General features: G+C 60.9%; 19 protein-coding genes and 2 tRNA genes. 17 read left to right on the top strand and 4 right to left on the bottom strand.

What is annotated here, in order from left to right; genetic code table 11:
* Positions 1–7 precede the first annotated feature (7 nt).
* The 10 genes from AC07OV_RS17440 to AC07OV_RS17395 all read left to right on the top strand — a co-directional run bounded on the left by AC07OV_RS17440 (position 8) and on the right by AC07OV_RS17395 (position 13,032).
* The gene (locus AC07OV_RS17440) at positions 8–1,429 is read left to right on the top strand and encodes an N-acetylmuramoyl-L-alanine amidase (protein WP_176997137.1); all 1,422 of its coding nucleotides are present in this window, start codon (positions 8–10) and stop codon (positions 1,427–1,429) included.
* Positions 1,429–3,345 carry a DNA mismatch repair endonuclease MutL gene (gene mutL / locus AC07OV_RS17435; protein WP_495092650.1) on the top strand — a complete coding sequence of 639 codons (1,917 nt, stop codon included), beginning with the start codon at positions 1,429–1,431 and terminating at the stop codon, positions 3,343–3,345. The genes AC07OV_RS17440 and mutL overlap by 1 nt, the downstream gene beginning before the upstream one ends.
* The gene (gene miaA / locus AC07OV_RS17430) at positions 3,345–4,316 is read left to right on the top strand and encodes a tRNA (adenosine(37)-N6)-dimethylallyltransferase MiaA (RefSeq protein ID WP_494997908.1); all 972 of its coding nucleotides are present in this window, start codon (positions 3,345–3,347) and stop codon (positions 4,314–4,316) included. The genes mutL and miaA overlap by 1 nt, the downstream gene beginning before the upstream one ends.
* A gap of 94 nt (positions 4,317–4,410) precedes the next feature.
* Positions 4,411–4,671, top strand: coding sequence for an RNA chaperone Hfq (hfq, locus tag AC07OV_RS17425; RefSeq protein ID WP_176997135.1), 261 nt, complete (start codon positions 4,411–4,413; stop codon positions 4,669–4,671).
* Positions 4,672–4,683: 12 nt separating this feature from the next.
* Positions 4,684–5,985, top strand: coding sequence for a ribosome rescue GTPase HflX (gene hflX, locus AC07OV_RS17420; protein WP_178918678.1), 1,302 nt, complete (start codon positions 4,684–4,686; stop codon positions 5,983–5,985).
* 96 nt (positions 5,986–6,081) lie between these two features.
* Entirely contained in the window at positions 6,082–7,257 is a 1,176-nt protein-coding gene (hflK, locus tag AC07OV_RS17415) for an FtsH protease activity modulator HflK (RefSeq protein WP_176997133.1), read from the top strand.
* On the top strand, positions 7,257–8,123 hold the full coding sequence (gene hflC, locus AC07OV_RS17410; RefSeq protein WP_105695167.1) for a protease modulator HflC: 867 nt from the start codon (positions 7,257–7,259) through the stop codon (positions 8,121–8,123). Before hflK ends, hflC begins: the two co-directional genes overlap by 1 nt.
* 303 nt (positions 8,124–8,426) lie before the next feature.
* On the top strand, positions 8,427–9,614 hold the full coding sequence (locus tag AC07OV_RS17405; protein WP_176997132.1) for an ATP phosphoribosyltransferase regulatory subunit: 1,188 nt from the start codon (positions 8,427–8,429) through the stop codon (positions 9,612–9,614).
* A 54-nt stretch (positions 9,615–9,668) separates the two neighbouring features.
* Positions 9,669–10,958, top strand: coding sequence for an adenylosuccinate synthase (locus tag AC07OV_RS17400; protein WP_010213605.1), 1,290 nt, complete (start codon positions 9,669–9,671; stop codon positions 10,956–10,958).
* A gap of 139 nt (positions 10,959–11,097) precedes the next feature.
* Positions 11,098–13,032: a methyl-accepting chemotaxis protein gene (locus AC07OV_RS17395; protein ID WP_494997906.1), complete on the top strand. Its 1,935-nt coding sequence runs from the start codon at positions 11,098–11,100 to the stop codon at positions 13,030–13,032.
* Positions 13,033–13,123: 91 nt separating this feature from the next.
* On the opposite strand, the gene AC07OV_RS17390 is transcribed toward AC07OV_RS17395, so the two are convergent.
* The 4 genes from AC07OV_RS17390 to AC07OV_RS17375 all read right to left on the bottom strand — a co-directional run bounded on the left by AC07OV_RS17390 (position 13,124) and on the right by AC07OV_RS17375 (position 16,207).
* Positions 13,124–14,689 carry an ABC transporter permease gene (locus AC07OV_RS17390; RefSeq protein ID WP_494997905.1) on the bottom strand — a complete coding sequence of 522 codons (1,566 nt, stop codon included), beginning with the start codon at positions 14,687–14,689 and terminating at the stop codon, positions 13,124–13,126.
* Complete coding sequence (locus tag AC07OV_RS17385; protein ID WP_494997904.1) at positions 14,689–15,714, bottom strand: iron ABC transporter substrate-binding protein; 1,026 nt, start codon at positions 15,712–15,714, stop codon at positions 14,689–14,691. The genes AC07OV_RS17390 and AC07OV_RS17385 overlap by 1 nt, the downstream gene beginning before the upstream one ends.
* Positions 15,715–15,858: 144 nt before the next feature.
* Positions 15,859–15,945, bottom strand: a tRNA-Leu gene (locus tag AC07OV_RS17380).
* 175 nt (positions 15,946–16,120) lie between these two features.
* Positions 16,121–16,207 (bottom strand) — tRNA-Leu (locus tag AC07OV_RS17375).
* A 224-nt stretch (positions 16,208–16,431) separates the two neighbouring features.
* Between AC07OV_RS17375 and rnr the strand changes: the two genes are divergently transcribed.
* From rnr to dnaB, 7 genes are all read left to right on the top strand, one after another.
* Positions 16,432–19,068 carry a ribonuclease R gene (rnr, locus tag AC07OV_RS17370; protein WP_494997903.1) on the top strand — a complete coding sequence of 879 codons (2,637 nt, stop codon included), beginning with the start codon at positions 16,432–16,434 and terminating at the stop codon, positions 19,066–19,068.
* Positions 19,065–19,820 carry a 23S rRNA (guanosine(2251)-2'-O)-methyltransferase RlmB gene (gene rlmB / locus AC07OV_RS17365; RefSeq protein ID WP_495092649.1) on the top strand — a complete coding sequence of 252 codons (756 nt, stop codon included), beginning with the start codon at positions 19,065–19,067 and terminating at the stop codon, positions 19,818–19,820. Before rnr ends, rlmB begins: the two co-directional genes overlap by 4 nt.
* 323 nt (positions 19,821–20,143) lie before the next feature.
* Entirely contained in the window at positions 20,144–20,566 is a 423-nt protein-coding gene (rpsF, locus tag AC07OV_RS17360; RefSeq protein WP_008035342.1) for a 30S ribosomal protein S6, read from the top strand.
* A 28-nt stretch (positions 20,567–20,594) separates the two neighbouring features.
* The gene (gene rpsR / locus AC07OV_RS17355) at positions 20,595–20,825 is read left to right on the top strand and encodes a 30S ribosomal protein S18 (RefSeq protein WP_002551829.1); all 231 of its coding nucleotides are present in this window, start codon (positions 20,595–20,597) and stop codon (positions 20,823–20,825) included.
* Between the two features lie 36 nt (positions 20,826–20,861).
* Positions 20,862–21,755: a hypothetical protein gene (locus tag AC07OV_RS17350; protein WP_494997902.1), complete on the top strand. Its 894-nt coding sequence runs from the start codon at positions 20,862–20,864 to the stop codon at positions 21,753–21,755.
* An 18-nt stretch (positions 21,756–21,773) separates the two neighbouring features.
* Positions 21,774–22,220: a 50S ribosomal protein L9 gene (rplI, locus tag AC07OV_RS17345; protein ID WP_003171376.1), complete on the top strand. Its 447-nt coding sequence runs from the start codon at positions 21,774–21,776 to the stop codon at positions 22,218–22,220.
* A 110-nt stretch (positions 22,221–22,330) separates the two neighbouring features.
* Positions 22,331–23,728 carry a replicative DNA helicase gene (gene dnaB / locus AC07OV_RS17340; protein ID WP_016972593.1) on the top strand — a complete coding sequence of 466 codons (1,398 nt, stop codon included), beginning with the start codon at positions 22,331–22,333 and terminating at the stop codon, positions 23,726–23,728.
* The last annotated feature ends 2 nt before the right edge of the window (positions 23,729–23,730 follow it).

Here is a 23,730-nt window from a genome sequence, read left to right as displayed (position 1 = left end):
GTTAGGTATGCGCTTTCGCGCGTTGGTTGCTGTCGTAGGGGTGTTGCTTGCGGCAATGACTGTCAATGCTCTGGCTGCTTCACAGGTGAAAAGTGTTCGCCTGTGGCGAGCGCCGGATAACACGCGACTGGTGTTCGACCTGTCTGGCCCGGTCCAGCACAGTGTCTTTACCCTGACGGCACCTGATCGCCTGGTGATCGACATCAACGGTGCGACTCTGGCCGCGCCGTTGAAAGTCTCCACCGCCAACACCCCGATTACTGCCATGCGTTCGGCTCAGCGCACGCCGACCGACCTGCGTGTGGTTATCGACCTGAAAAAGGCCGTGACCCCCAAAAGTTTTGTGCTGGCGCCCAACGCGCAATATGGCAACCGGCTGGTGGTCGACCTGTTCGACAACGCCGCCGATGCCAACCCGCCACCCGCTCCGCCTCCGAGCGTAGCGACCGTACCTGCCGTGCCGGTCAACCCGTCGCAGCCGCAGGTGAAATTGCCGCCGCCGCCACCGGCACCGGCCGGTAAGCGCGACATTATCGTGGTGATCGACGCCGGCCACGGCGGTGAAGACCCGGGCGCTTCCGGTTCCCGCGGCCAGCATGAAAAAGACGTGGTACTGGCCATCGCCCGTGAGCTGCAACGCCAGGTCAACGCGATGAAAGGCTACCGTGCCGAGTTGACGCGTACCGGTGACTATTTCATTCCGTTGCGCGGCCGTACCGAGATCGCGCGCAAGAAAGGCGCCGACCTGTTTGTGTCGATCCACGCTGACGCCGCCCCTTCGGCTGCCGCCTTCGGCGCCTCGGTGTTTGCCTTGTCGGATCGCGGTGCTACGTCCGAGACCGCCCGTTGGCTGGCCGACAGCGAAAACCGTTCCGACTTGATCGGCGGGGCCGGCAACGTGTCCCTGGACGACAAGGACAAGATGCTCGCCGGCGTGCTGCTCGACCTGTCCATGACCGCGTCGCTGACCTCCAGCCTGAACGTCGGTCAGAAGGTGTTGAGCAACATCGGTCGCGTGACCTCGCTGCATAAACAGCGCGTGGAGCAGGCCGGGTTCATGGTGTTGAAGTCGCCGGACATCCCGTCGATCCTCGTGGAGACCGGGTTTATTTCCAACTCCAACGAGGCGTCCAAGCTGGCCAGCGCAAGCCACCAGCAGGCGTTGGCGCGTTCGATCAGCGCGGGTATCCGCCAGTTCTTCCAGCAAAACCCGCCACCGGGCACCTACATTGCCTGGCTGCGTGACTCCGGGAAAATCGCCCAGGGCCCGCGTGATCATCGCGTGCAGCCCGGCGACACCCTGGCCATGTTGGCGGTGCGTTTCCAGGTTTCACCCGCAACGCTGCGCAGTGCAAACAACCTGAAAACCGATGAGTTGAAAGTCGGCCAGGTGTTGACCATCCCCGGCACTGAATTGGCGGCGCAGTAATGAGCGAATCAGTCTTGAACAACGGCTCGCGCATCGAGCTGCTCAGCCCGCGTCTTGCCAACCAGATTGCCGCAGGCGAGGTGGTTGAGCGCCCGGCATCGGTGATCAAGGAGCTGTTGGAAAACAGCATCGACTCCGGCGCCAAGCGTATTGATGTGGATGTGGAGCAGGGCGGCGTCAAGCTGCTGCGCGTGCGCGATGATGGCAGCGGCATCTCCTCCGATGACTTGCCGCTGGCTTTGGCCCGACACGCCACCAGCAAAATTCGCGATCTGGAAGACCTTGAGCGCGTGATGAGCCTGGGTTTTCGTGGTGAGGCGTTGGCGTCCATCAGTTCCGTGGCCCGCCTGACGCTGACCTCGCGCACGCGCAGCGCCGATCAGGCCTGGCAGGTGGAAACCGAGGGGCGTGACATGGCGCCGCGGGTCCAGCCGGCCGCCCACCCGGTGGGTACCTCGGTGGAAGTGCGCGACCTGTTCTTCAATACCCCGGCGCGACGCAAATTCCTCAAGGCTGAAAAGACCGAATTCGATCACTTGCAAGAAGTCATCAAGCGCCTGGCCTTGGCGCGTTTTGACGTGGCATTTCACCTGCGTCACAACGGCAAGACCATTCTCAGCCTGCACGAAGCCCATGACGATGCCGCGCGTGCGCGCCGGGTGTCGGCGATTTGTGGCTCGGGCTTCTTGGAGCAGGCGCTGCCGATTGAAATCGAGCGCAATGGCCTGCGCCTGTGGGGGTGGGTCGGTTTGCCGACGTTCTCCCGCAGCCAGGCGGACTTGCAGTACTTCTTCGTGAACGGCCGTGCGGTGCGCGACAAGCTGGTGGCCCACGCGGTGCGCCAGGCCTATCGCGACGTGCTGTTCAATGGGCGGCACCCGACGTTTGTGCTGTTTTTTGAGGTCGACCCTTCGGTGGTCGACGTCAACGTGCACCCGACCAAGCACGAAGTGCGATTCCGTGATGGGCGCATGGTGCATGACTTCCTCTACGGCACCTTGCACCGCGCGTTGGGTGATGTGCGCCCGGATGACCAGTTGTCTGCGCCGATTGTGACGGCCGTGGTGCGGCCGAGCGGCCCGGAAGCCGGCGAGTTCGGCCCCCAAGGCGAAATGAGCCTGGCGGGCAACTTGCTGCAGTCGCCTGCGCCACAGCCGTCGTATAGCGCGCCAGGTTCTGGCTCGGGTGCGGGCTATCAGTACCAATACACCCCGCGTCCGCAGTCGATGGTGCCGGTAGCCGAGGCCCAAGCGGCGTACCGCGAGTTTTTCGCACCGCTGCCCGGTGCCGAGTCGGGCGCGCCTGTTGCCTTGCCAGAAGGTGGCGGGGATATTCCGCCGCTGGGTTACGCGCTGGCGCAGCTCAAGGGCATCTACATCCTGGCGGAAAACGCCCATGGGCTGGTGCTGGTGGACATGCACGCCGCCCACGAGCGGATCATGTACGAGCGCCTGAAGATCGCCATGGCCAGCGAAGGCCTCAGCGGCCAGCCGCTGTTGGTGCCCGAATCCCTGGCCGTGAGCCAGCGTGAGGCCGATTGTGCCGAAGAACACACCAGCGTGTTCCAGAGCCTGGGCTTTGAGCTGCAACGCCTGGGCCCGGAAACCCTGGCGATCCGCCAGATTCCCGCGCTGCTCAAGCAGGCTGAGGCCAACCGCCTGGTCGCCGACGTGCTGGCGGACCTGATGGAGTACGGCACCAGTGACCGCATCCAGGCCCACATCAACGAATTGCTCGGCACCATGGCCTGCCACGGCGCCATCCGTGCCAATCGCCGCCTGGCGCTGCCGGAAATGAACGGTTTGTTGCGCGACATGGAAAACACCGAGCGCAGCGGGCAATGCAACCATGGCCGACCGACCTGGACCCAGATGGGCCTGGACGATCTGGACAAACTGTTCCTGCGCGGCCGCTGATGAGTGCCTTGCCCCCCGCCATCTTCCTGATGGGCCCCACGGCCGCCGGCAAGACCGACCTGGCGATCGAGCTGACCAAGGTGCTGCCGTGCGAGCTGATCAGTGTCGACTCTGCCCTGGTTTACCGGGACATGGACATTGGCACGGCCAAGCCGTCCAAAGCGCTGCTGGCCCAGTATCCGCACAAGCTGATCGACATCATCGACCCGTCCGAGAGCTATTCGGCGGCGGATTTTCGTACCGATGCCCTGGCGGCCATGGCCGAGATCACCGCGCGCGGCAATATCCCGCTGCTGGTGGGCGGCACGATGCTCTACTACAAGGCTTTGCAGGAAGGGTTGGCCGATATGCCGCCCGCCGACGCCCAAGTGCGCGCCGAGCTTGAAGAAGAGGCTGCACGACTTGGCTGGCAGGCCCTGCACGACCAGTTGGCTGCGGTAGATCCGGTGTCCGCTGCCCGTATTCACCCCAATGACCCCCAGCGCCTGACGCGCGCCCTGGAAGTCTGGCGGGTGAGCGGGCAGACCATGACTGAACATCGGCTGAAACAAAGTGCGCAAAGTGCTGACGCAGGCGCATCTGGCACGTCACAATTGCCCTATACTGTGGCGAATCTGGCCATCGCTCCGGCAAATCGCCAGGTGCTGCATGAACGAATTGCACAAAGATTCACAATTATGTTGGAACAGGGGTTTGTGGACGAGGTCGTAGCTCTGCGTTCCAGAGGTGACCTGCATCCAGGGTTACCTTCGATACGTGCTGTAGGCTACCGCCAAGTCTGGGATCATCTGGATGGCAAGCTGACGTCAGCCGAAATGCAGGAACGCGGCATCATTGCCACGCGCCAATTGGCGAAACGCCAGTTCACCTGGTTGCGCAGCTGGAGCGATTTGCACTGGCTGGACAGCCTGGACAGCGACAATCTGTCACGCGCCTTGAAATACTTGGGAACGGTCTCCATATTGAGCTGAGTCCTTGCAATTGCCGTCTATCCTTGGGGGTGTGACGGCCATAAGCTATCTATTTTCCGATTTTTTATTATTGATCCTTAAAGGAGTGCGGCACATGTCAAAAGGGCATTCGCTACAAGACCCTTACTTGAATACTTTACGTAAAGAGAAAGTGGGGGTTTCCATCTATCTGGTCAACGGTATCAAGCTGCAAGGCACGATCGAGTCGTTCGACCAGTTCGTGATCCTGCTGAAGAACACCGTCAGCCAGATGGTTTACAAGCACGCTATCTCGACAGTCGTTCCAGTTCGTCCAATCCGTCTGCCTAGCGCTACCGGTGATGATGCAGCTGACGCTGAGCCAGGTAACGCCTGATAGGAGTCTCCTTTGTTCTTTGAGCGCCACGGTGGTGGTGAGCGAGTCATCCTCGTTCACTTGGATGGACAGGACCCTGAGGCGCGCGAAGATCCGCAGGAGTTTCAGGAGTTGGCAAATTCGGCCGGCGCCGAGACCGTTGCGTTTTTTAACGTGCCGCGTCATCGGCCAACCGCCAAATTCCTGATTGGCAGCGGCAAGGTCGAGGAACTGCGCGACCTGGTTCATGCCGAAGAAGCCGATCTGGTGATCTTCAATCACACCCTCACGCCCAGTCAGGAACGTAACCTCGAACGTGTTTTCGAGTGTCGCGTGATCGACCGTACCGGCCTGATTCTCGATATTTTCGCCCAACGCGCCCGCACCCATGAAGGCAAGCTCCAGGTAGAACTGGCCCAGCTTGACCACATGAGCACCCGGCTGGTTCGTGGCTGGACTCACCTTGAGCGTCAAGGTGGCGGTATCGGCATGCGCGGTCCGGGTGAAACCCAGTTGGAAACCGACCGTCGACTGCTGCGGGTTCGCCTGCGCCAGATCAAGGGCCGCCTGGAGAAAGTGCGCAGCCAGCGCGAGCAATCGCGCCGCGGCCGTTCCCGCGCGGATATCCCGACCGTTTCCCTGGTGGGCTATACCAACGCCGGCAAATCCACGCTGTTCAACAACGTGACCAAGTCCGACGTGTATGCGGCCGACCAACTCTTCGCCACCCTTGATCCGACCTTGCGCCGTCTGGACCTGGCTGACCTTGGGCCGATTGTCCTGGCCGATACGGTGGGTTTCATCCGTCACTTGCCCCACAAGCTGGTCGAGGCATTTCGGTCTACGCTCGAAGAATCGAGCAATTCCGACCTGCTGTTGCACGTGATCGATGCGGCCGAACCGGATCGCATGTTGCAGATCGAGCAAGTGATGCTGGTGCTGGGTGAGATTGGGGCCCAGGACTTGCCGATCCTCGAGGTCTATAACAAACTCGATTTGCTTGAAGGCGTTGAGCCACAAATCCAGCGCGACGAAAACGGCAAGCCCCAGCGGGTCTGGCTGTCGGCGCGTGATGGCAGTGGTTTGGAACTGCTCGAGCAAGCCATCGCCGAGTTGCTCGGCAGTGATTTGTTCGTCGGCACCTTGCGCTTGCCCCAGCGTTTTGCTCGACTGCGTGCACAGTTTTTCGAGTTGGGCGCGGTACAGAAAGAAGAACACGACGAAGAAGGTGTCAGCTTGCTGGCCGTTCGATTGCCGCGCTCGGAGCTGAATCGGCTGGTCAGCCGTGAAGGCGTGGTGCCGACAGAGTTCATCGAACAACACACTTTGCAATAAAAGCCTCCGAAAGCGGTTGTGCCGCAGTAGCAGGCATTCTGTAGCATTGGTCGGCGCGCCGTGGGTGCGTCTTTGCTTTATCAGATGGAGAGCGCTATGGCTTGGAATGAGCCGGGTGGCAACTCGAATAATCAGGATCCTTGGGGTGGTAAACGCCGCAATAATGGCGACCGCAAGGGGCCACCAGATCTCGACGAGGCCTTCCGAAAGCTGCAGGAAAGCCTGAATGGGTTGTTCGGTGGTGGAAAAAAACGTGGTGGTGACGACGGCGGTCGCACAGGCAAGGGCGGTGGCTATGGCCTGCTCGGCCTGGGCCTTGTCGTGCTGGCGGCCGTCTGGCTGTACAGCGCCGTGTACGTCGTGGACGAGCAGGAGCAAGCCGTGGTGCTGCGCTTCGGCAAGTACTACGAGACGGTCGGGCCGGGCCTGAACATCTATTTCCCGCCGATCGACAAGAAGTACATGGAGAACGTCACGCGTGAGCGTGCCTACACCAAGCAGGGCCAGATGCTGACCGAAGACGAGAACATCGTCGAAGTGCCGCTGACCGTGCAGTACAAGATCAGCAACCTGCAGGACTTCGTGCTGAACGTCGATCAGCCGGAAATCAGCCTGCAACACGCTACCGAAAGCGCCCTGCGCCATGTCGTCGGTTCTACCGCGATGGACCAGGTGCTGACGGAAGGTCGTGAATTGATGGCCAGCGAAATCAAGGAGCGCCTGCAACGGTTCCTCGATACCTACCGCACCGGCATCACCGTTACCCAGGTGAACGTACAGAGCGCAGCGGCACCGCGTGAAGTGCAGGAAGCCTTCGATGACGTGATCCGCGCCCGTGAAGACGAGCAGCGTTCGCGCAACCAGGCTGAAACCTACGCCAACGGCGTCGTGCCGGAAGCCCGTGGCCAGGCCCAGCGTATCCTCGAGGATGCCAACGGTTACCGTGACGAAGTGGTCTCCCGCGCCAAGGGTGAGGCGGATCGCTTCACCAAGCTGGTCGCCGAGTACCGCAAGGCACCTGAAGTGACCCGTGAGCGTCTGTACCTGGACACCATGCAGGAAGTCTTCAGCAACACCAGCAAGGTTCTCGTGACCGGCAGCAAAGGTGGGCAGAACAACCTGCTGTACCTGCCGCTGGACAAGATGATCGAAGGGGGCCGTAGCGGTACCAGCGCGCCGTCCACCAGTTCGAATGCCGCTGCCAATGAAGCGAGCGCCCGTGCGGCCGCAGACTTGCTGCAACAGCAAACACGTACCAGGGAGAGTCGTTGATGAGCAATAAATCGCTGACAGCCCTGATTGTGGGTGTCGTCGTGGTCATCGCTGCCTGGAACTGCTTCTACATCGTGTCTCAGACCGAGCGCGCGGTGTTGCTGCAATTCGGTCGTGTGGTGCAGGCGGATGTCCAGCCAGGTTTGCATGTGAAGGTCCCTTACGTTAACCAGGTGCGCAAGTTCGACGGCCGCCTGATGACGCTGGATGCACCGACACAACGCTTCCTGACCCTGGAAAAGAAAGCCGTGATGGTTGACGCCTACGCCAAGTGGCGCGTCAAGGACGCCGAGCGTTTCTACACCGCGACTTCCGGCCTCAAGCAGATTGCCGACGAGCGTCTGTCGCGCCGTCTGGAATCGGGCCTGCGTGACCAGTTTGGTAAGCGAACCCTGCACGAGGTGGTCTCCGGTGAACGTGACGCGCTGATGGCTGACATCACGCGTTCGCTGAACACCATGGCGGAAAAAGAGCTGGGCATCGAAGTGATCGATGTCCGGGTCAAGGCCATCGACCTGCCGAAAGAAGTGAACCGCAGCGTGTTCGAGCGTATGAGCACCGAGCGTGAGCGTGAGGCCCGTGAGCACCGCGCCAAGGGTAACGAACTGGCTGAAGGTATCCGTGCGGATGCCGACCGTCAGCGCCGTGTACTGCTGGCCGAAGCCTATCGCGAGTCTGAAGAGGCCCGTGGTGATGGCGATGCTCAAGCCGCGGCGATCTACGCCAAGGCCTACGGCCAGGACCAGGAGTTCTACGCGTTCTACCGTAGCCTGCGTGCCTACCGTGAAAGCTTCGCGAACAAAACCGACGTCATGGTGCTGGACCCAAGTAGCGATTTCTTCCGCTACCTGGAAAAAGCCAAGTAATCAGCTCGTCACTGTGTAGGACCCACTCCGTCGGGCGGCTAAAACGCCTGGCGGGGTGATCCTTTCAGAAAACGGGTGTATGATGCGGCAGCCGGGAAATTCCCGGCTTTTTTGCGTCTGCATGTTTGATTGTTGTTTGGCCGCGCAGACGCCACAGGTTTTCGAGGAAAGTGCCCGACGAGGCCGCTAGCAGGCCATTCGTCACGTCGTTCTTGCGCGTTGTTTATGCAGGGGCCGGGCATTTTCTGCTTCACTCAAGGCTCGGCCGAGGGCTGGCCGCCCGGATCATAGGGGAATGGCGTAATGGCAACGGTAGACCGCTGGCTGCTGCCAGATGGCATCGAAGAAGTACTGCCACCGGAAGCTGCGCGCATCGAAGTAGCGCGTCGGCAGGTGTTGGATCTGTTCCAGAGCTGGGGTTACGAGTTTGTCGTGACCCCCCATATCGAGTACCTGGAATCCCTGCTGACCGGCGCGGGCCAGGACCTGGATCTGCGCACCTTCAAGGTCATCGACCCGCAATCGGGCCGGCAAATGGGCTTCCGTGCCGACATCACCCCGCAAGTGGCGCGCATCGATGCGCACACCCTGCGTCGTGAAGGCCCGAGCCGCCTGTGCTATGCCGGCAGTGTGCTGCATGCACAGCCGCGTGCCTTGTCGTCGTCCCGCAGCCCGATCCAGTTGGGCGCCGAGTTGTACGGCGACGCCAGCCCGAGCAGCGACGTTGAAGTGATCAGCTTGATGCTGGCCATGCTGCAACTGGCTGACGTGCCGGATGTGCACATGGACCTGGGCCATGTCGGTATCTACCGTGGCCTGGCCCGTGCGGCCGGTTTGTCCGGTGAAGTGGAGCAACAGTTGTTCGATGCTCTGCAACGCAAGGCCATCGATGAAGTCATCGCGCTGACCGCTGGCGTGCCTGCCGACCTGGCTGACATGCTGCGTGCGCTGGTGAACCTGTGCGGTGGCCGTGAAGTGCTGGTAGCCGCCCGCGAGCGCCTGGCCAATGCGCCGGCGCCGGTATTGGCTGCGCTGGACGACGTGCTGGCGATTGCCGAGCAGTTGTCGGCGCGGTTCCCGGACTTGCCGCTGTACTTTGACCTGGGTGAGTTGCGCGGTTACCACTACCACACCGGTGTGGTGTTCGCGGTGTTTGTGCCGGGTGTTGGTCAAGCCATCGCCCAAGGCGGTCGTTACGACGATATCGGCGCTGACTTCGGTCGCGCGCGTCCGGCGACTGGCTTTTCTACCGATTTGAAAACCCTGGTGACCCTGGGGCGTGCTGAGGTCGAGCTACCGTCTGGTGGCATCTGGATGCCCGACAGTACGGACGCAGCACTCTGGCAGCGGGTTTGCCAGTTGCGCAGTGAGGGTCAGCGTGTCGTCCAGGCCTTGCCTGGGCAGCCATTGGCCGCCGCCCGTGAAGCGGACTGCGACCAGCAATTGATTCTGCAGAACGGGCTTTGGCAAGTATCGCCACTGGCTTCTTGAGTTTTCCTGCCGGCCATCGCCGGCACCAAGTTTGCGCGAATGAGGACAAGTGTTATGGGTAAGAATGTCGTAGTCCTGGGCACCCAATGGGGTGATGAGGGCAAAGGCAAGATCGTTGATCTGCTGACCGAACATGCTGCCGCCGTAGTGCGCTACCAAGGTGGCCACAACGCTGGCCACACCCTGGTCATCGATGGCGAAAAAACCGTCTTGCACCTGATCCCGTCGGGTGTACTGCGCGAAGGCGTGCAGTGCCTGATCGGCAACGGCGTGGTGGTTGCACCTGACGCCCTGCTGCGCGAGATCACCAAGCTGGAAGAGAAAGGCGTACCGGTGCGCGAGCGTCTGCGTATCAGCCCGTCCTGCCCGCTGATCCTGTCCTTCCACGTTGCGCTGGACCAGGCCCGTGAAAAGGCCCGTGGCGAGCTGAAGATCGGCACCACCGGTCGTGGCATCGGCCCGGCCTACGAAGACAAGGTTGCACGTCGTGGCCTGCGTGTAGGCGACCTGCTCAACATGCCGCGCTTTGAAGACAAGCTGCGTGAATTGGTGGATTACCACAACTTCATGCTGGTGGGTTACTACAAAGAACCGGCCATCGAGTTCGAAAAGACCCTGGCCGAGTGCAAGGAATACGCTGAACTGCTCAAGCCGCTGATGCTGGACGTGACCGCTGAGCTGCACGACCTGCGTCGCGCGGGCAAGGACATCATGTTCGAGGGCGCCCAAGGCTCCCTGCTGGACATCGACCACGGCACCTACCCGTACGTGACCAGCTCCAACACCACCGCTGGCGGCGTTGCCACCGGTTCGGGCGTTGGCCCGATGTTCCTGGACTACATCCTGGGCATCACCAAGGCTTACACCACACGCGTAGGCTCCGGTCCGTTCCCGACTGAGCTGTTCGACGAAGTCGGTGCGCACCTGGCCAAGCAAGGCCACGAGTTCGGCGCCACCACTGGCCGTGCTCGTCGTTGCGGCTGGTTCGACGCGGTTATCCTGCGTCGCGCTATCGATGTGAACAGCATCTCGGGCATCTGCCTGACCAAGCTGGACGTACTCGACGGTCTGGAAACCATCAACATCTGCATTGGCTACAAAGATGCAGAGGGCAAAGACGTTGCTCCGACCGACGCTGACAGCTATGTAGGCCTGCAGCCTGTGTACGAAGAAGTGCCGGGCTGGACTGAATCGACCGTGGGCGCCAAGACCCTGGAAGAGCTGCCAGCCAACGCTCGCGCTTACATCAAGCGTGTGGAAGAGCTGATCGGCGCGCCAATCGACATTATTTCGACGGGCCCGGACCGCAACGAGACCATCGTTCTGCGTCACCCGTTCGCTTAATAAGCTGTTGATGTAGAAAGCAAAGGGCTCCTTCGGGAGCCCTTTGTCGTTTCTGGCTGGCAAACGGCACGACCCTTGCTATGGTTCTTTCTTTCGCGGTGCTATCAAATTAATGGCACCCGTGGTGGAGGGATTCCCAGTGTCTGCCGTTCTCTCATTGTTACAAAGCCGGCTGTTGCGGCCGGTGTTCGTTACCCTAGGTATCGCTCTTTTGGTGCAGGTGCTGGTGGCCGTCGCCCTGACGCGGAGCACCGTCACTGCGTTGGAAGCGGATTTGGGCAATCGCCTGGGTATCGACAGCCAGAAACTCTCTGGCGAGCTGGCGCAAGCCGGCAAGGAAGTGACGTCCAGCCTGGACAGCCTGTCGACCAGCACACGTCAGCGCCTGACTGCGGGGCTTTCGACTCGCCTGCAGGAAGAGCAGAAGCAACTGCGTGCGACCCTTGAAAAAGACCTGAAAGACTCTGCCAATGACATGGCACAGCTGCTGGCCTCGGTGGCACCCCGCGCCATGTGGGACAGCGACGTGCCGACGTTGTCGGAGTTTGCCCGGCGTGCGCAGCGCAATCCCAACGTGCTGTTCGTGGTCTATGACGACGCGGCGGGTGAGCATTTGACCCGCTACCTCAACCGTGAAAACCCGATCAATCAGGCGCTGCTGGAAAAGGGCAAGGGCGACCGTGCCCTGGATAAAGTGTTGGATGCGGCGAAAGATGACCCTTCCGTGTTCTACGTCGAAGCGTCCATCAGCCCCAATGGCGTGGAGATCGGCAAGGTGCGCATGGGGGTTTCCACCGCAGCGGTGGAGGCCGACTTGGCCGCGCTGGACAAGCGTTTTACTGCGCTGATCGCCAGTGGTGATCAATTGGTTGGCGATAGCCTCAAGGGCGCAGCGGCCGACAGTGCTGCGGCCATGGGCGCGCGCCTGCAGTCCGCGCAAGCCACCGCCACCCAGATGACCGCCAACACCAGCAGCGCCGTGCAGGACGCCGCGGGCACCTTGCGCTGGCGCATCGGCATGGGCTTGGCGCTGGTGGGTTTTGGTGTGTTGCTGCTGATCGCCATCGTGTTGGGGCGTCGTGTGGTCAACCGTTTGAAGCTACTCATCGCGGCCATGGACGACTTGGCCGCGGGCGAGGGCGACCTGACCAAGCGTGTGCAGATCAGCAGCAAAGACGAAATCGGCGACATGGCGTCGGCCGTCAATCGCTTTGTCGATAAGTTGCAGCCGATCGTGCGTGAGGCGGGCGATGTGGCCCAGCGTACCGGCGTGGAAATCGGCGCGATGACCCTGCGCAATGCTGGGGCCGATGCGGCGGCGGGTTTGCAGCGTGATGAAGTGGCCGAGAGCCTGCGCGCGTTGTCGCAGATGGCCGATGAAGCCCAGGCTGAAAGTCACGCCATGCAGGCGGCGTTGCAACAGGTGGTGGATATTCGCCAGGCCACGGATGAGAACTCACGCACTTCGGCGGAAGTCGGCAGTTTGATCGAAGCGTTGGCGGGGCAGGTGCAGGCCGGGTCCACAGTGATCGAGCGGCTCGCGCAGCAAAGCGAGCAGATTGAAGTGGTGTTGACGGTGATCCATGGCATCGCCGAGCAGACCAATCTGCTGGCCCTCAATGCGGCAATCGAGGCGGCGCGTGCCGGTGAGACCGGGCGCGGGTTTGCGGTGGTGGCGGACGAAGTGCGTGCGCTGGCGAGCAAGACCCAGAGTTCGACCGGCGACATCCAGGCGCACATCGTGGCGTTGCAGCAAGGTGCGCGTGAGGCGGTGGAAACCATCGGCAAGGCCGGGCGCCAGGCCAGCGAAGGGTTGCTGGTGCTTCGTGACAGCGTGCGCCTGCAGCAGACGGTGCAGGCTTCGGTGGAGCAGGTGCATGCGGCGATTGGTTTGGCGACGCGTGCGGCCGAGCATCAAGCTCAGGGCGCCCATGCGGTGCGTGGTCGGGTCGAGGTGATTCATGCCCAGGCCGAGCGTGCGGCGCAGGCGGTCGTGGAGACCACGGCCAGTGGCAAGGTGCTGGATGGGTTGGCGGCGCAGTTGAAGGCGAGTCTGGGGCAGTTTCGAGCCTGAGGTTGTCTGCTCCGGCCTCATCGCAGGCAAGCCAGCTCCCACAGGGGAATGCATTCCAAAGGTGGGAGCTGGCTTGCCTGCGATAGCGGTCTTAACGGCTCAAATACATCCGCGTCGTGAGCAGATACACCGGCAACCCCGACACCACTATCAACAACGCCGCATAAGGCGCCGCCGCCGCGAACTCCACATTCGAGGTATGCGCCCACACCGCTGTCGCCAGGGTATTGAGGCCCGTCGGACTCAACAGCAAGGTGGCAGTCAATTCCTTCATCGCATCCAGAAACACCAGTGCAAATGCAGCGCCCAGCGCCGGGAAGATAATTGGCAGCGTCACCCGGCAGAACGCACTGAATGACGATGCTCCCAGTGTACGTGCCGCTTCTTCCAATTGTGGCGCGGCCTTGTTCAGTGCCGTGCGAATCGGTGCCTGGGCCAGCGGCAAAAACAGCAGCGCATACGCGATTAACAGCAGTGCCGACGTCTGATACAGCGCCGGTACATAATGCAGGGCGAAATACACCAGCGTCAGTGCAATCACCAGGCCGGGCAGGGCGTGCAGCAGGTAAGGCAGGCGTTCGGCCCAGATCGCCAACTGGCCTTTATAGCGCACCACCAGCAGCCCGACGGGTACCGCCAATACCAGGCACAACGCCGCGCCGCCCAGGGACAGCGCGAGTGACGACAGCAATGCCTCGCCAATTTCGGCTACCGGAAATGCTGCTGACGAACCCACGGCTAACCAGTAACCGAGCATCCCCAGCGGAATCCCGCTGCCGATGATTGCCAGCACCAGACAAAAGAGTTGCCCCAGCGGCGCCCACTTGCCCAGCCGTACTTGTTCGGCGTGCCGCGCCGCGCCCTGGCCGATGCGCACGTGTCGGCCTTTGCCGCGCACGCGCAGCTCCAGCCACAGCAGCGTCAAGCACATCACCAGCAATACCGCCGACAGCATTGCGGCGTTGGCATTGCTGAATTCCAGTTCGAACTGCTGGTAGATCGCCGTGGTGAAGGTCTGCAGGCCGATGATCGACAGGGCGCCGAATTCCACCAGCATGTGCAACGCGATCAGCAGCGCTCCGGCCAGTAGCGAAGGCCACAGCAGTGGCAGCGTAATGCGGAAAAATACGCCCCAGCGATTCAGCCCCAGGGTGCGGGCCGATTCTTCCAGGGAGGGATCAAGATTGCGCAATGTCGCTGCCACCGGCAGAAACACCAGCGGGTATTTGGACAGGCTCATCACCAGGATCGCGCCGCCCAGGCCTTCGAAATTCGCGCTGAGCGACACCCAGGTAAAGCTGCTGACAAATGCGGGCACCGCAAACGGCAGGCACAGAATCACACCCCAGATGCGTCGCCCCGGCAGGTTGCTGCGTTCCAGCAGCCAGGCCAGTGACAGGCCGATCACACCGCAGGTCACTGTGACGCCGACCATCAGCGCCAAGGTGTTACGCAGCAGCCCGAAGACATATGGCCGCCACAACAGATGCAGCGCCTGCGTCCAGCCGGCTTGCCATGCCTTGAGCCCGACATACACCAGCGGCAGCAGGCTGAGGCCTACCAGCAACAGTACCGGCAGTAGCAGCCAGATCGACGGGCGCTTGCGCCTGGGGCTCAAGCCCCCACGCAGGGTGGGGGCGGTCAACGATGGGTTCATCAGTTCAAGCCAACGTCACGTTCCAGGTCCAGGGCCTCTTCAGCATTGCCAAGGTCCGCCGGGGTGACTTTCGGCGGTTGCAGTTCGCTGAACGGCTTGAGGCCACGGTTGGATTCCATGCCCTTGCGCAACGGGTATTCGGCCGAGGTGTTGGTGATCACGCGCTGGCCTTCTTCGCTGGCCATGAATGCCAGCAATTGCTGAGCTTCCTTGGGGTGCTTGCTGGATTTGAGCGCGGCGGCGGACGACACGGTGATCAGGCCGCCGACATCGCCGTCGGTGAAGTAGTGCAGTTGGGAGTCCAGCTTGGTTTTTTCTTTCTTCAGGGCGAACCAGTAGTAGTTGTTCACCAGCACGGTGGCCACTTCGCCGTTTTCCACGGCTTTGAGGGCGACCATGTTGTTGCTGTACACCTTGCCGAATGCACGCAGGCCGGTCAGCCATTCCTCGGCAGCTTCGCGGCCGTGCAGCTTGATGATGGCCACGGCCTGTTCCTGGAAGGCGCCGCTGGTGGGCACGAAGCCGACCTTGCCTTGCCACTCGGGGCCGGCGAAATCCAGTACTGACTTGGGCAGGTCTTTTTCAGCGATCAGTTTGGGGTTGAAGGCCACGACGCGGGTGCGTGCGGTCACGCCCATCCAGTCGCCGTTGGCACCTACGTAATCCTTGGGCAGCACGTCGAGGGTGCTGGCGTCGATCTTGGCCAGCAGGCCTTGCTCGCCGAGTTTGTTCAGAGGCGGTGATTCTTCGGTGTAGATCACGTCGGCAGGGGAGCGGTCGCCTTCTTCAACGACTTGGCTGGCCAGCTGGTTGCTGCTGCCTTTGCGCACGTTGACGTGAATGCCGGTCTTGGCTTCGAAGGCCTTGGCGAGCTCGTCGCCGACTTCTTTATGCTGGCCGTTGTACAAGGTCAGGGAGACTTTGTCGGCGGAGTGGGCGGTAGGAGAGAGCAGGGTCAGGCCGAGCAGAGTGATGGTCAGGCCACGCAGAAGGGATGTCTTGAGACGGGTATCGCGGATCATCATCCGGGGTTTTCCTCACTTGAGTGCAACAAATCGTTGCAAGGATAAACGATAAAGTTTCTCAGGTGCGGACGAGGAGGGAATAGGGGAGTAAGTTTTCAAACCCCGGAAACGAAAAAACCCGCTTTCGCGGGTTTGATCTGAATTTGGTGCCCAGGAGAAGACTCGAACTTCCACGACCGTAAGGTCACCAGCACCTGAAGCTGGCGTGTCTACCAATTTCACCACCTGGGCTTATCAACAACGTTTGCGCTGTTGATGGAGCGAACTATACGGAGGGCTTTTTGATCTGTAAACCCCTGATTCGAAAATATAAATCAAAAATCTCGTTAAGAATCAAAGGCCTGAAACGCAAAAACCCGCTTTCGCGGGTTTTTGGAGACTCAAGGCATAACCTTGAGTTTGAAATTGGTGCCCAGGAGAAGACTCGAACTTCCACGACCTTGCGATCACCAGCACCTGAAGCTGGCGTGTCTACCAATTTCACCACCTGGGCAGCATCAACAACGTTGCCGTCGTCGATGGCGCGCACTATACGGAGGGGATTTTGAGCTGTAAACCCCTGCCATGAAAAAAGCCTGGAATTTTTCGCCAGTGGTCATGCAAGGTGTACTGCGGGGGCCGGAAAGGGCTTTTAAACGCTTGTTGATGCCTGAAATTTCCCGTTTCAATACGCGTATGCCAAACTAACCCGCATATAGACAAGGTGAAAACTCTCTAATGGCCGATTGGCAGTCCCTCGATCCCGAGGCCGCTCGTGAAGCGGAAAAATATGAAAACCCTATTCCTAGCCGCGAACTGATCCTGGCGCATCTCGCCGATCGGGGTTCGCCTGCTAGCCGCGAGCAGCTGGTTGAAGAATTCGGTCTGACCACCGAAGACCAACTCGAAGCGCTGCGCCGCCGCCTGCGCGCCATGGAGCGCGATGCACAACTGATCTACACCCGCCGTGGCACTTACGCGCCCGTGGATAAGCTCGACCTGATCCTGGGCCGCATCGCCGGTCACCGTGACGGCTTCGGCTTCCTGATCCCGGACGATGGCAGTGACGACCTGTTCATGAGCCCCGCGCAAATGCGCCTGGTGTTCGACGGTGACCGCGCCCTGGCACGCGTGTCCGGCCTCGACCGTCGCGGTCGCCGTGAAGGCGTGATCGTCGAAGTGGTGTCCCGTGGTCACGAGACCATCGTCGGTCGTTACTTCGAAGAAGGTGGCATTGGTTTTGTCGTGCCGGATAACCCCAAGGTGCAGCAGGAAGTGCTGATCACCCCGGGCCGCAACGCCAACGCCAAGATCGGTCAGTTCGTCGAGGTGAAAATCACCCATTGGCCAACCCCGCGCTTCCAGCCGCAGGGTGACGTGATCGAAGTGGTCGGCAACTACATGGCGCCAGGCATGGAAATCGATGTGGCGCTGCGCACCTACGATATCCCGCACGTTTGGCCTGAAGCTGTCGTCAAAGAAGCCCGCAAGCTCAAGCCTGAAGTGGAAGAGAAGGACAAAGAGAAGCGCATCGACCTGCGCCATCTGCCGTTCGTCACCATCGACGGTGAAGACGCCCGCGACTTCGACGACGCCGTTTACTGCGAAGCCAAGCCAGGCAAGCTGCGCCTGTTCTCCGGTGGCTGGAAGTTGTACGTGGCGATTGCCGACGTCTCCAGCTATGTGAAGATCGGTTCAGCGCTGGATGCCGAGGCTCAGGTGCGTGGCAACTCGGTGTACTTCCCCGAGCGCGTGATTCCGATGCTGCCAGAGGAATTGTCCAACGGCCTGTGCTCCCTGAACCCGAAAGTCGACCGCTTGGCCATGGTGTGCGAGATGACCATCTCGAAAACCGGCGAAATGACCGACTACCAGTTCTACGAGGCGGTGATTCACTCTCAGGCACGCCTGACCTACAACAAGGTCAGCACCATCCTGGAAGCGCCGAAGACCAGCGAAGCCAAGGCTTTGCGTGGCGAATACGCTGGCGTGGTGCCGCACCTCAAGCAGCTGTATGCGCTGTACAAGGTGTTGCTGGGCGCCCGTCACACCCGTGGCGCGATCGATTTTGAAACCCAGGAAACCCGGATCGTCTTCGGTTCCGAGCGCAAGATCGCCGCGATCACCCCGACTACGCGCAACGACGCGCACAAGCTGATCGAGGAATGCATGCTGGCCGCCAACGTGGCCACTGCTGAATTCCTGAAAAAGCACGAGATTCCTGCGTTGTACCGCGTGCACGACGGCCCGCCGCCGGAGCGCCTGGAAAAACTGCGTGCGTTCCTCGGCGAGCTCGGCCTGTCCCTGCACAAAGGCAAGGACGGCCCGACGCCGAAGGATTACCAGGCTCTGCTGGCCAGCATCAAGGACCGTCCGGATTACCACGTGATCCAGACCGTCATGCTGCGCTCCCTGAGCCAGGCGGTGTACAGCGCGGATAACCAGGGCCACTTCGGCCTGAATTACGAGGCGTACACCCACTTCACCTCGCCGATCCGCCGTTACCCGGACCTGCTCACGCACCGCGCCATCCGCAGTGTGATCCACTCCAAGCAGAACACCCCGCACGTCAAGCGCGCCGGTGCCATGACCATTCCGAAGGCGCGGATCTATCCGTACGACGAAGCGGCCCTGGAGCAGTTGGGCGAGCAGTGCTCGATGAGCGAGCGCCGCGCCGACGAAGCCACCCGCGACGTGGTGAACTGGCTCAAATGCGAGTTCATGAAAGACCGCGTGGGCGAGTCGTTCCCGGGCGTGATCACAGCCGTGACCGGCTTTGGTCTTTTCGTTGAATTGACCGATATCTACGTCGAAGGCCTGGTGCACGTCACCGCCTTGCCGGGTGACTACTACCACTTCGACCCTGTGCATCACCGCCTGGCGGGCGAGCGTACTGGTCGCAGCTTCCGTTTGGGCGACACGGTGGAAGTACAGGTCATGCGCGTCGACCTCGACGAACGCAAGATCGACTTCGGCATGTCCGACAAGCCGGCCGAATCGCCTGGCAACCGTAAAAACCGCGGCAGCAAAACCGCGACGCCGGCCGCCAAAGGCAAAGATGCGCCTGCGAAAGCAGCAGCCACCGAGCCTGCGCCAGCCAAGCCGGCTCGCCGTTCTTCTGCCAAGGACAAGGCCCCTGAAGCCTACCGCCCAAGCGACGCTGCGGCAAAAAATGCCGAAGTGCGCAAGAGCCGCGAGTTGAAGCAGCAGTTGCTCAACGAAGCCAAAAGCGGTGGTAAAGCGGCGTCTGGGGGAAAGTCCCACGGGTCGGAAAAACCGTCGAGCAAGCCAAGTAAACACCGTAAAGGCCCGCCCAAAGCGGGTTCGGCCCCTGCCAAGAGCGGCGGGTCGCGCAAACCTAAGGCCAAGTCATGAGTCTGGAAAAAATCTACGGCGTCCACGCCGTAGAAGCACTGCTGCGTCACCACCCTAAGCGCGTCAAGCAGGTGTGGTTGGCAGAAGGTCGCAGCGAGCCGCGCGTACAGGCGCTGGTCGAGTTGGCCACCCAAAACAAGGTTGCCATCGGCCAGGCCGAGCGCCGCGAGATGGATGTGTGGGTCGAAGGCGTCCACCAGGGCGTGGTGGCGGATGTCAGCCCGAGCCAGGTCTGGGGCGAGGCGATGCTCGACGAGCTGCTCGACCGTACCGAAGGCTCGCCGCTGCTGCTGGTGCTGGACGGTGTGACCGACCCGCACAACCTCGGCGCCTGCCTGCGTTCGGCGGATGCTGCTGGTGCGCTGGCGGTCATCGTGCCAAAAGACAAGTCTGCCACGCTGACGCCCGTGGTGCGTAAAGTGGCCTGTGGCGCGGCGGAGGTGATTCCGCTGGTGGCCGTGACCAACCTGGCGCGCACCCTGGAAAAACTCCAGCAGCGCGGCCTGTGGGTTGTGGGCACGGCGGGGGAGGCTGAGGTCAGCATTTATGACCAGGACCTCACCGGCCCAACCATCCTGATCATGGGGGCCGAAGGCAAAGGCATGCGCCGCCTGACCCGTGAGCATTGCGACTACCTGGTGCACCTGCCGATGGCCGGTAGCGTCAGCAGCCTCAACGTGTCGGTCGCCACCGGCGTGTGCCTGTTCGAAGCCCAGCGCCAGCGTGGCGCCAAGGCCAAGCCGAAGAAATAACTGCCTCAACCTGTAGGAGCCGGCTTGTGTGGGAGCTGGCTTGCCTGCGATAGCATCACCTCAGTATTGCTGAAAGACCGAGGCCTGCATCGCGGGCAGGCCCGGCTCCCACAAAGGCCGGCTTCTGCAATGGTTTTTGGTGTTTAGGTGATTGTTCAAATAATCACCAATCACCTTGCGCCCTTTCTCCCCCTTCTCTACAATTGCGCCCCTTGCCTTCCTGGCAGGCGCCTATGTGCCTCCCTGCGGCAAGATCCATAAGTGTCATTCACTCCTTGTCTGACCGTTTTTGAGCGGCAGGCTACAACCCGTAAGGAGCATTCATGCGTCATTACGAAATCATCTTTTTGGTCCACCCGGATCAAAGCGAGCAAGTCGGCGGCATGGTTGAGCGTTACACCAAGCTGATCGAAGAAGACGGCGGCAAAATCCACCGTCTGGAAGATTGGGGCCGTCGTCAACTGGCCTACGCAATCAACAATGTTCACAAGGCTCACTACGTGATGCTGAACGTTGAGTGCACTGGCAAGGCCCTGGCCGAGCTGGAAGACAACTTCCGCTACAACGATGCAGTGATCCGTAACCTGGTCATCCGTCGCGAAGAAGCCGTTACCGGCCAATCCGAGATGCTCAAGGCTGAAGAAAACCGCAGTGAGCGCCGTGAGCGTCGCGACCGTCCTGAGCACTCCGACGCCGAAGGCGTTGATGGTGATGACAGCGACAACAGCGATAACGCTGACGAGTAATCCACGGACCTTTTAAGGAGCCTATCAAATGGCACGTTTCTTCCGTCGTCGTAAATTCTGCCGCTTCACCGCTGAAGACGTGAAAGAGATCGATTACAAAGATCTCAACACTCTGAAAGCCTACGTATCCGAGACCGGCAAAATCGTTCCAAGCCGCATCACCGGTACCAAAGCTCGTTATCAGCGTCAGCTGGCCACCGCTATCAAGCGCGCCCGCTTCCTGGCCCTGCTGGCCTACACCGACAGCCACGGCCGCTGAGACCGGGCAGTCGACAAGTAGTAAGGGATTGAATGCATGCGCGCCTTAGCTGAGTTCATCATGCGCGGTCGCGTGCAGGCCACTCTGGTAGTGGCCGGATGTGCGGCATTGCCGTTGCTTTATTGGTTAGGTGCTGCCGCAGGTTGCCTTGTGCTGCTGCGGCGCGGTTTGAAGGACGCCTTTGGCGTTCTTGCCCTGGGATTGTTGCCGGCCTTGATCTGGTGGCTGCAATTTGGTGATCCACGGGTACTTCTGGTACTGCTGGGGTCATCGAGCCTTGCGTTGGTTTTACGCGCAAGTGAGTCCTGGGTCCGTACGCTGCTGGTCAGCGTGGCATTGGGTTTGGTGTATTCAGTGATGCTTGGCGCGGCTTTCCGCCCGCAAATCGAGGTGCTGGCACAGGAGATCGTCAAGATCCTGCCGCTGGCCCTCGGGGATCTCTACCAGCAATTGGAGGTAGATGAGCGAGCGCAACTTGCGTCACTGATTGCACCGGTCCTGACCGGCCTGATTGCGGCATTGTTGCAGGTCGTTAGCGTGCTGAGCCTGATTCTTGGGCGTTATTGGCAGGCGTTGTTGTACAACCCGGGTGGTTTTGGTCGCGAGTTTCGCGATATCAGGATCCCCGCGGGGCCGGCGATGTTGCTGCTGGCGTGCATGGTTGTCGGGCCGAAGTTAGGTCCACAGATGGCCTTGCTGGCGCCGATTTGCAGCGTACCGCTGGTGTTTGCCGGGCTGGCCCTGATTCATGGGCTCGTTGCGCGAAAGCGCCTTGCCAAGTTCTGGCTGGTGGGGTTGTACGTCACGCTGTTGCTGTTCATGCAGCTGATCTATCCGTTACTCGTGGTCTTGGCCATTGTCGACGGCCTGATTGATTTTCGCGGTCGTCTGGCGTCGAAAGACGCCGATAACGCGAACGGTGAAGGTTAAAAGTTAGAGGATTTTCACATGCAACTGATCCTTCTGGAAAAAGTCGCCAACCTGGGCAACCTGGGCGACAAAGTGAACGTTAAGGCCGGCTACGGTCGTAACTACCTGCTGCCATACGGCAAAGCCACCGCTGCAACCGCTGCCAACCTGGCTGCGTTTGAAGAGCGTCGTGCTGAGCTGGAAAAAGCAGCAGCAGACAAAAAAGCTTCGGCCGAAACTCGCGCTGCCCAACTGGCTGAGCTGGAAGTGACTATCACTGCCACCGCTGGTGACGAAGGCAAGCTGTTCGGTTCGATCGGCACCCACGACATCGCTGATGCACTGACCGCCTCCGGCGTTGAAGTGCAGAAGAGCGAAGTTCGTCTGCCGAACGGCACCATCCGCAACGTAGGCGAATTCGACGTAGCCGTGCACCTGCACGCCGAAGTTGAAGCCACCGTACGCGTTGTCGTGGTAGCAGCTTAAGCCGCACCTAACTGACTGGCACCTCGCGTGCCAGGCGGTTAACATCGGGCACGATCCTGTTTACAGGTCGTGCCTTTTGTTTTTCTACAAACCCCAAATTCCAAGTGGCCATGAACGATATTTCAGCTCCTGAGCAATACGATCTGCAAACCGCTGCCCTGAAGGTGCCGCCGCATTCCATCGAGGCCGAACAAGCCGTGCTCGGTGGCTTGATGCTGGACAACAACGCCTGGGAGCGCGTGCTGGATCAAGTCTCGGACGGTGATTTCTATCGCCATGACCACCGCCTGATCTTCCGCGCCATCGCCAAGCTGGCCGACCAGAACTCACCCATCGACGTGGTGACCCTGGCCGAACAGCTGGACAAGGAAGGCCAGACCTCCCAGGTCGGCGGCCTGGGCTACCTCGGCGAGCTGGCGAAAAACACGCCGTCCGTCGCCAACATCAAGGCCTATGCCCAGATCGTGCGCCAGCGGGCCACGCTGCGCCAGCTGATCGGCATCAGCACCGAGATCGCCGACAGTGCCTTCAACCCGGAAGGGCGCACCGCCGAAGAGATCCTCGACGAAGCCGAGCGCCAGATCTTCCAGATCGCCGAAGCCCGCCCGAAAACCGGCGGCCCGGTGGGCGTCAACGAGCTGTTGACCAAGGCCATCGACCGCATTGACACGCTGTTTAACACCGACGCGGCCATCACCGGTATTTCCACCGGCTACACCGACCTCGACGAGAAGACCAGCGGCCTGCAACCCGCCGACTTGATCATCGTCGCCGGCCGTCCGTCCATGGGTAAGACCACCTTTGCGATGAACCTGGTGGAAAACGCCGTGTTGCGCAGCGACAAGGCCGTGCTGGTGTACTCCCTGGAGATGCCAGGTGAATCGCTGATCATGCGGATGCTGTCGTCCCTGGGTCGTATCGACCAGACCAAGGTCCGTTCCGGCCAACTCGAAGACGACGACTGGCCGCGCCTGACCTCGGCGGTCAACCTGCTCAACGACCGCAAGCTGTTCATCGATGACACGGCGGGCATCAGCCCCTCCGAGATGCGCGCGCGTACCCGCCGCCTGGTGCGTGAGCACGGCGACATCGCCCTGATCATGATCGACTACCTGCAGTTGATGCAGATCCCGGGTTCCAGTGGTGACAACCGCACCAACGAGATTTCCGAGATCTCCCGGTCCCTCAAGGCCCTGGCCAAGGAATTCAACTGCCCGGTGGTGGCGCTGTCCCAGCTCAACCGCTCCCTGGAACAACGTCCCAACAAGCGTCCGGTGAACTCCGACTTGCGGGAATCGGGTGCGATCGAGCAGGACGCCGACGTGATCATGTTCGTGTACCGCGACGAGGTGTACCACCCCGAAACGGAACACAAAGGCATTGCCGAGATCATCATCGGCAAGCAGCGGAACGGCCCGATCGGTTTCATCCGCCTGGCGTTCATTGGCAAATACACCCGCTTCGAAAACCTTGCACCGGGCAGTTATAACTTCGATGACGACGAGTAACC

It is taken from the genome of Pseudomonas sp. GW821-FHT09A09 (assembly GCF_059418405.1).
Note: the sequence above shows the minus strand (reverse complement) of the source record. Positions and strands in the feature narration are given on the sequence as shown.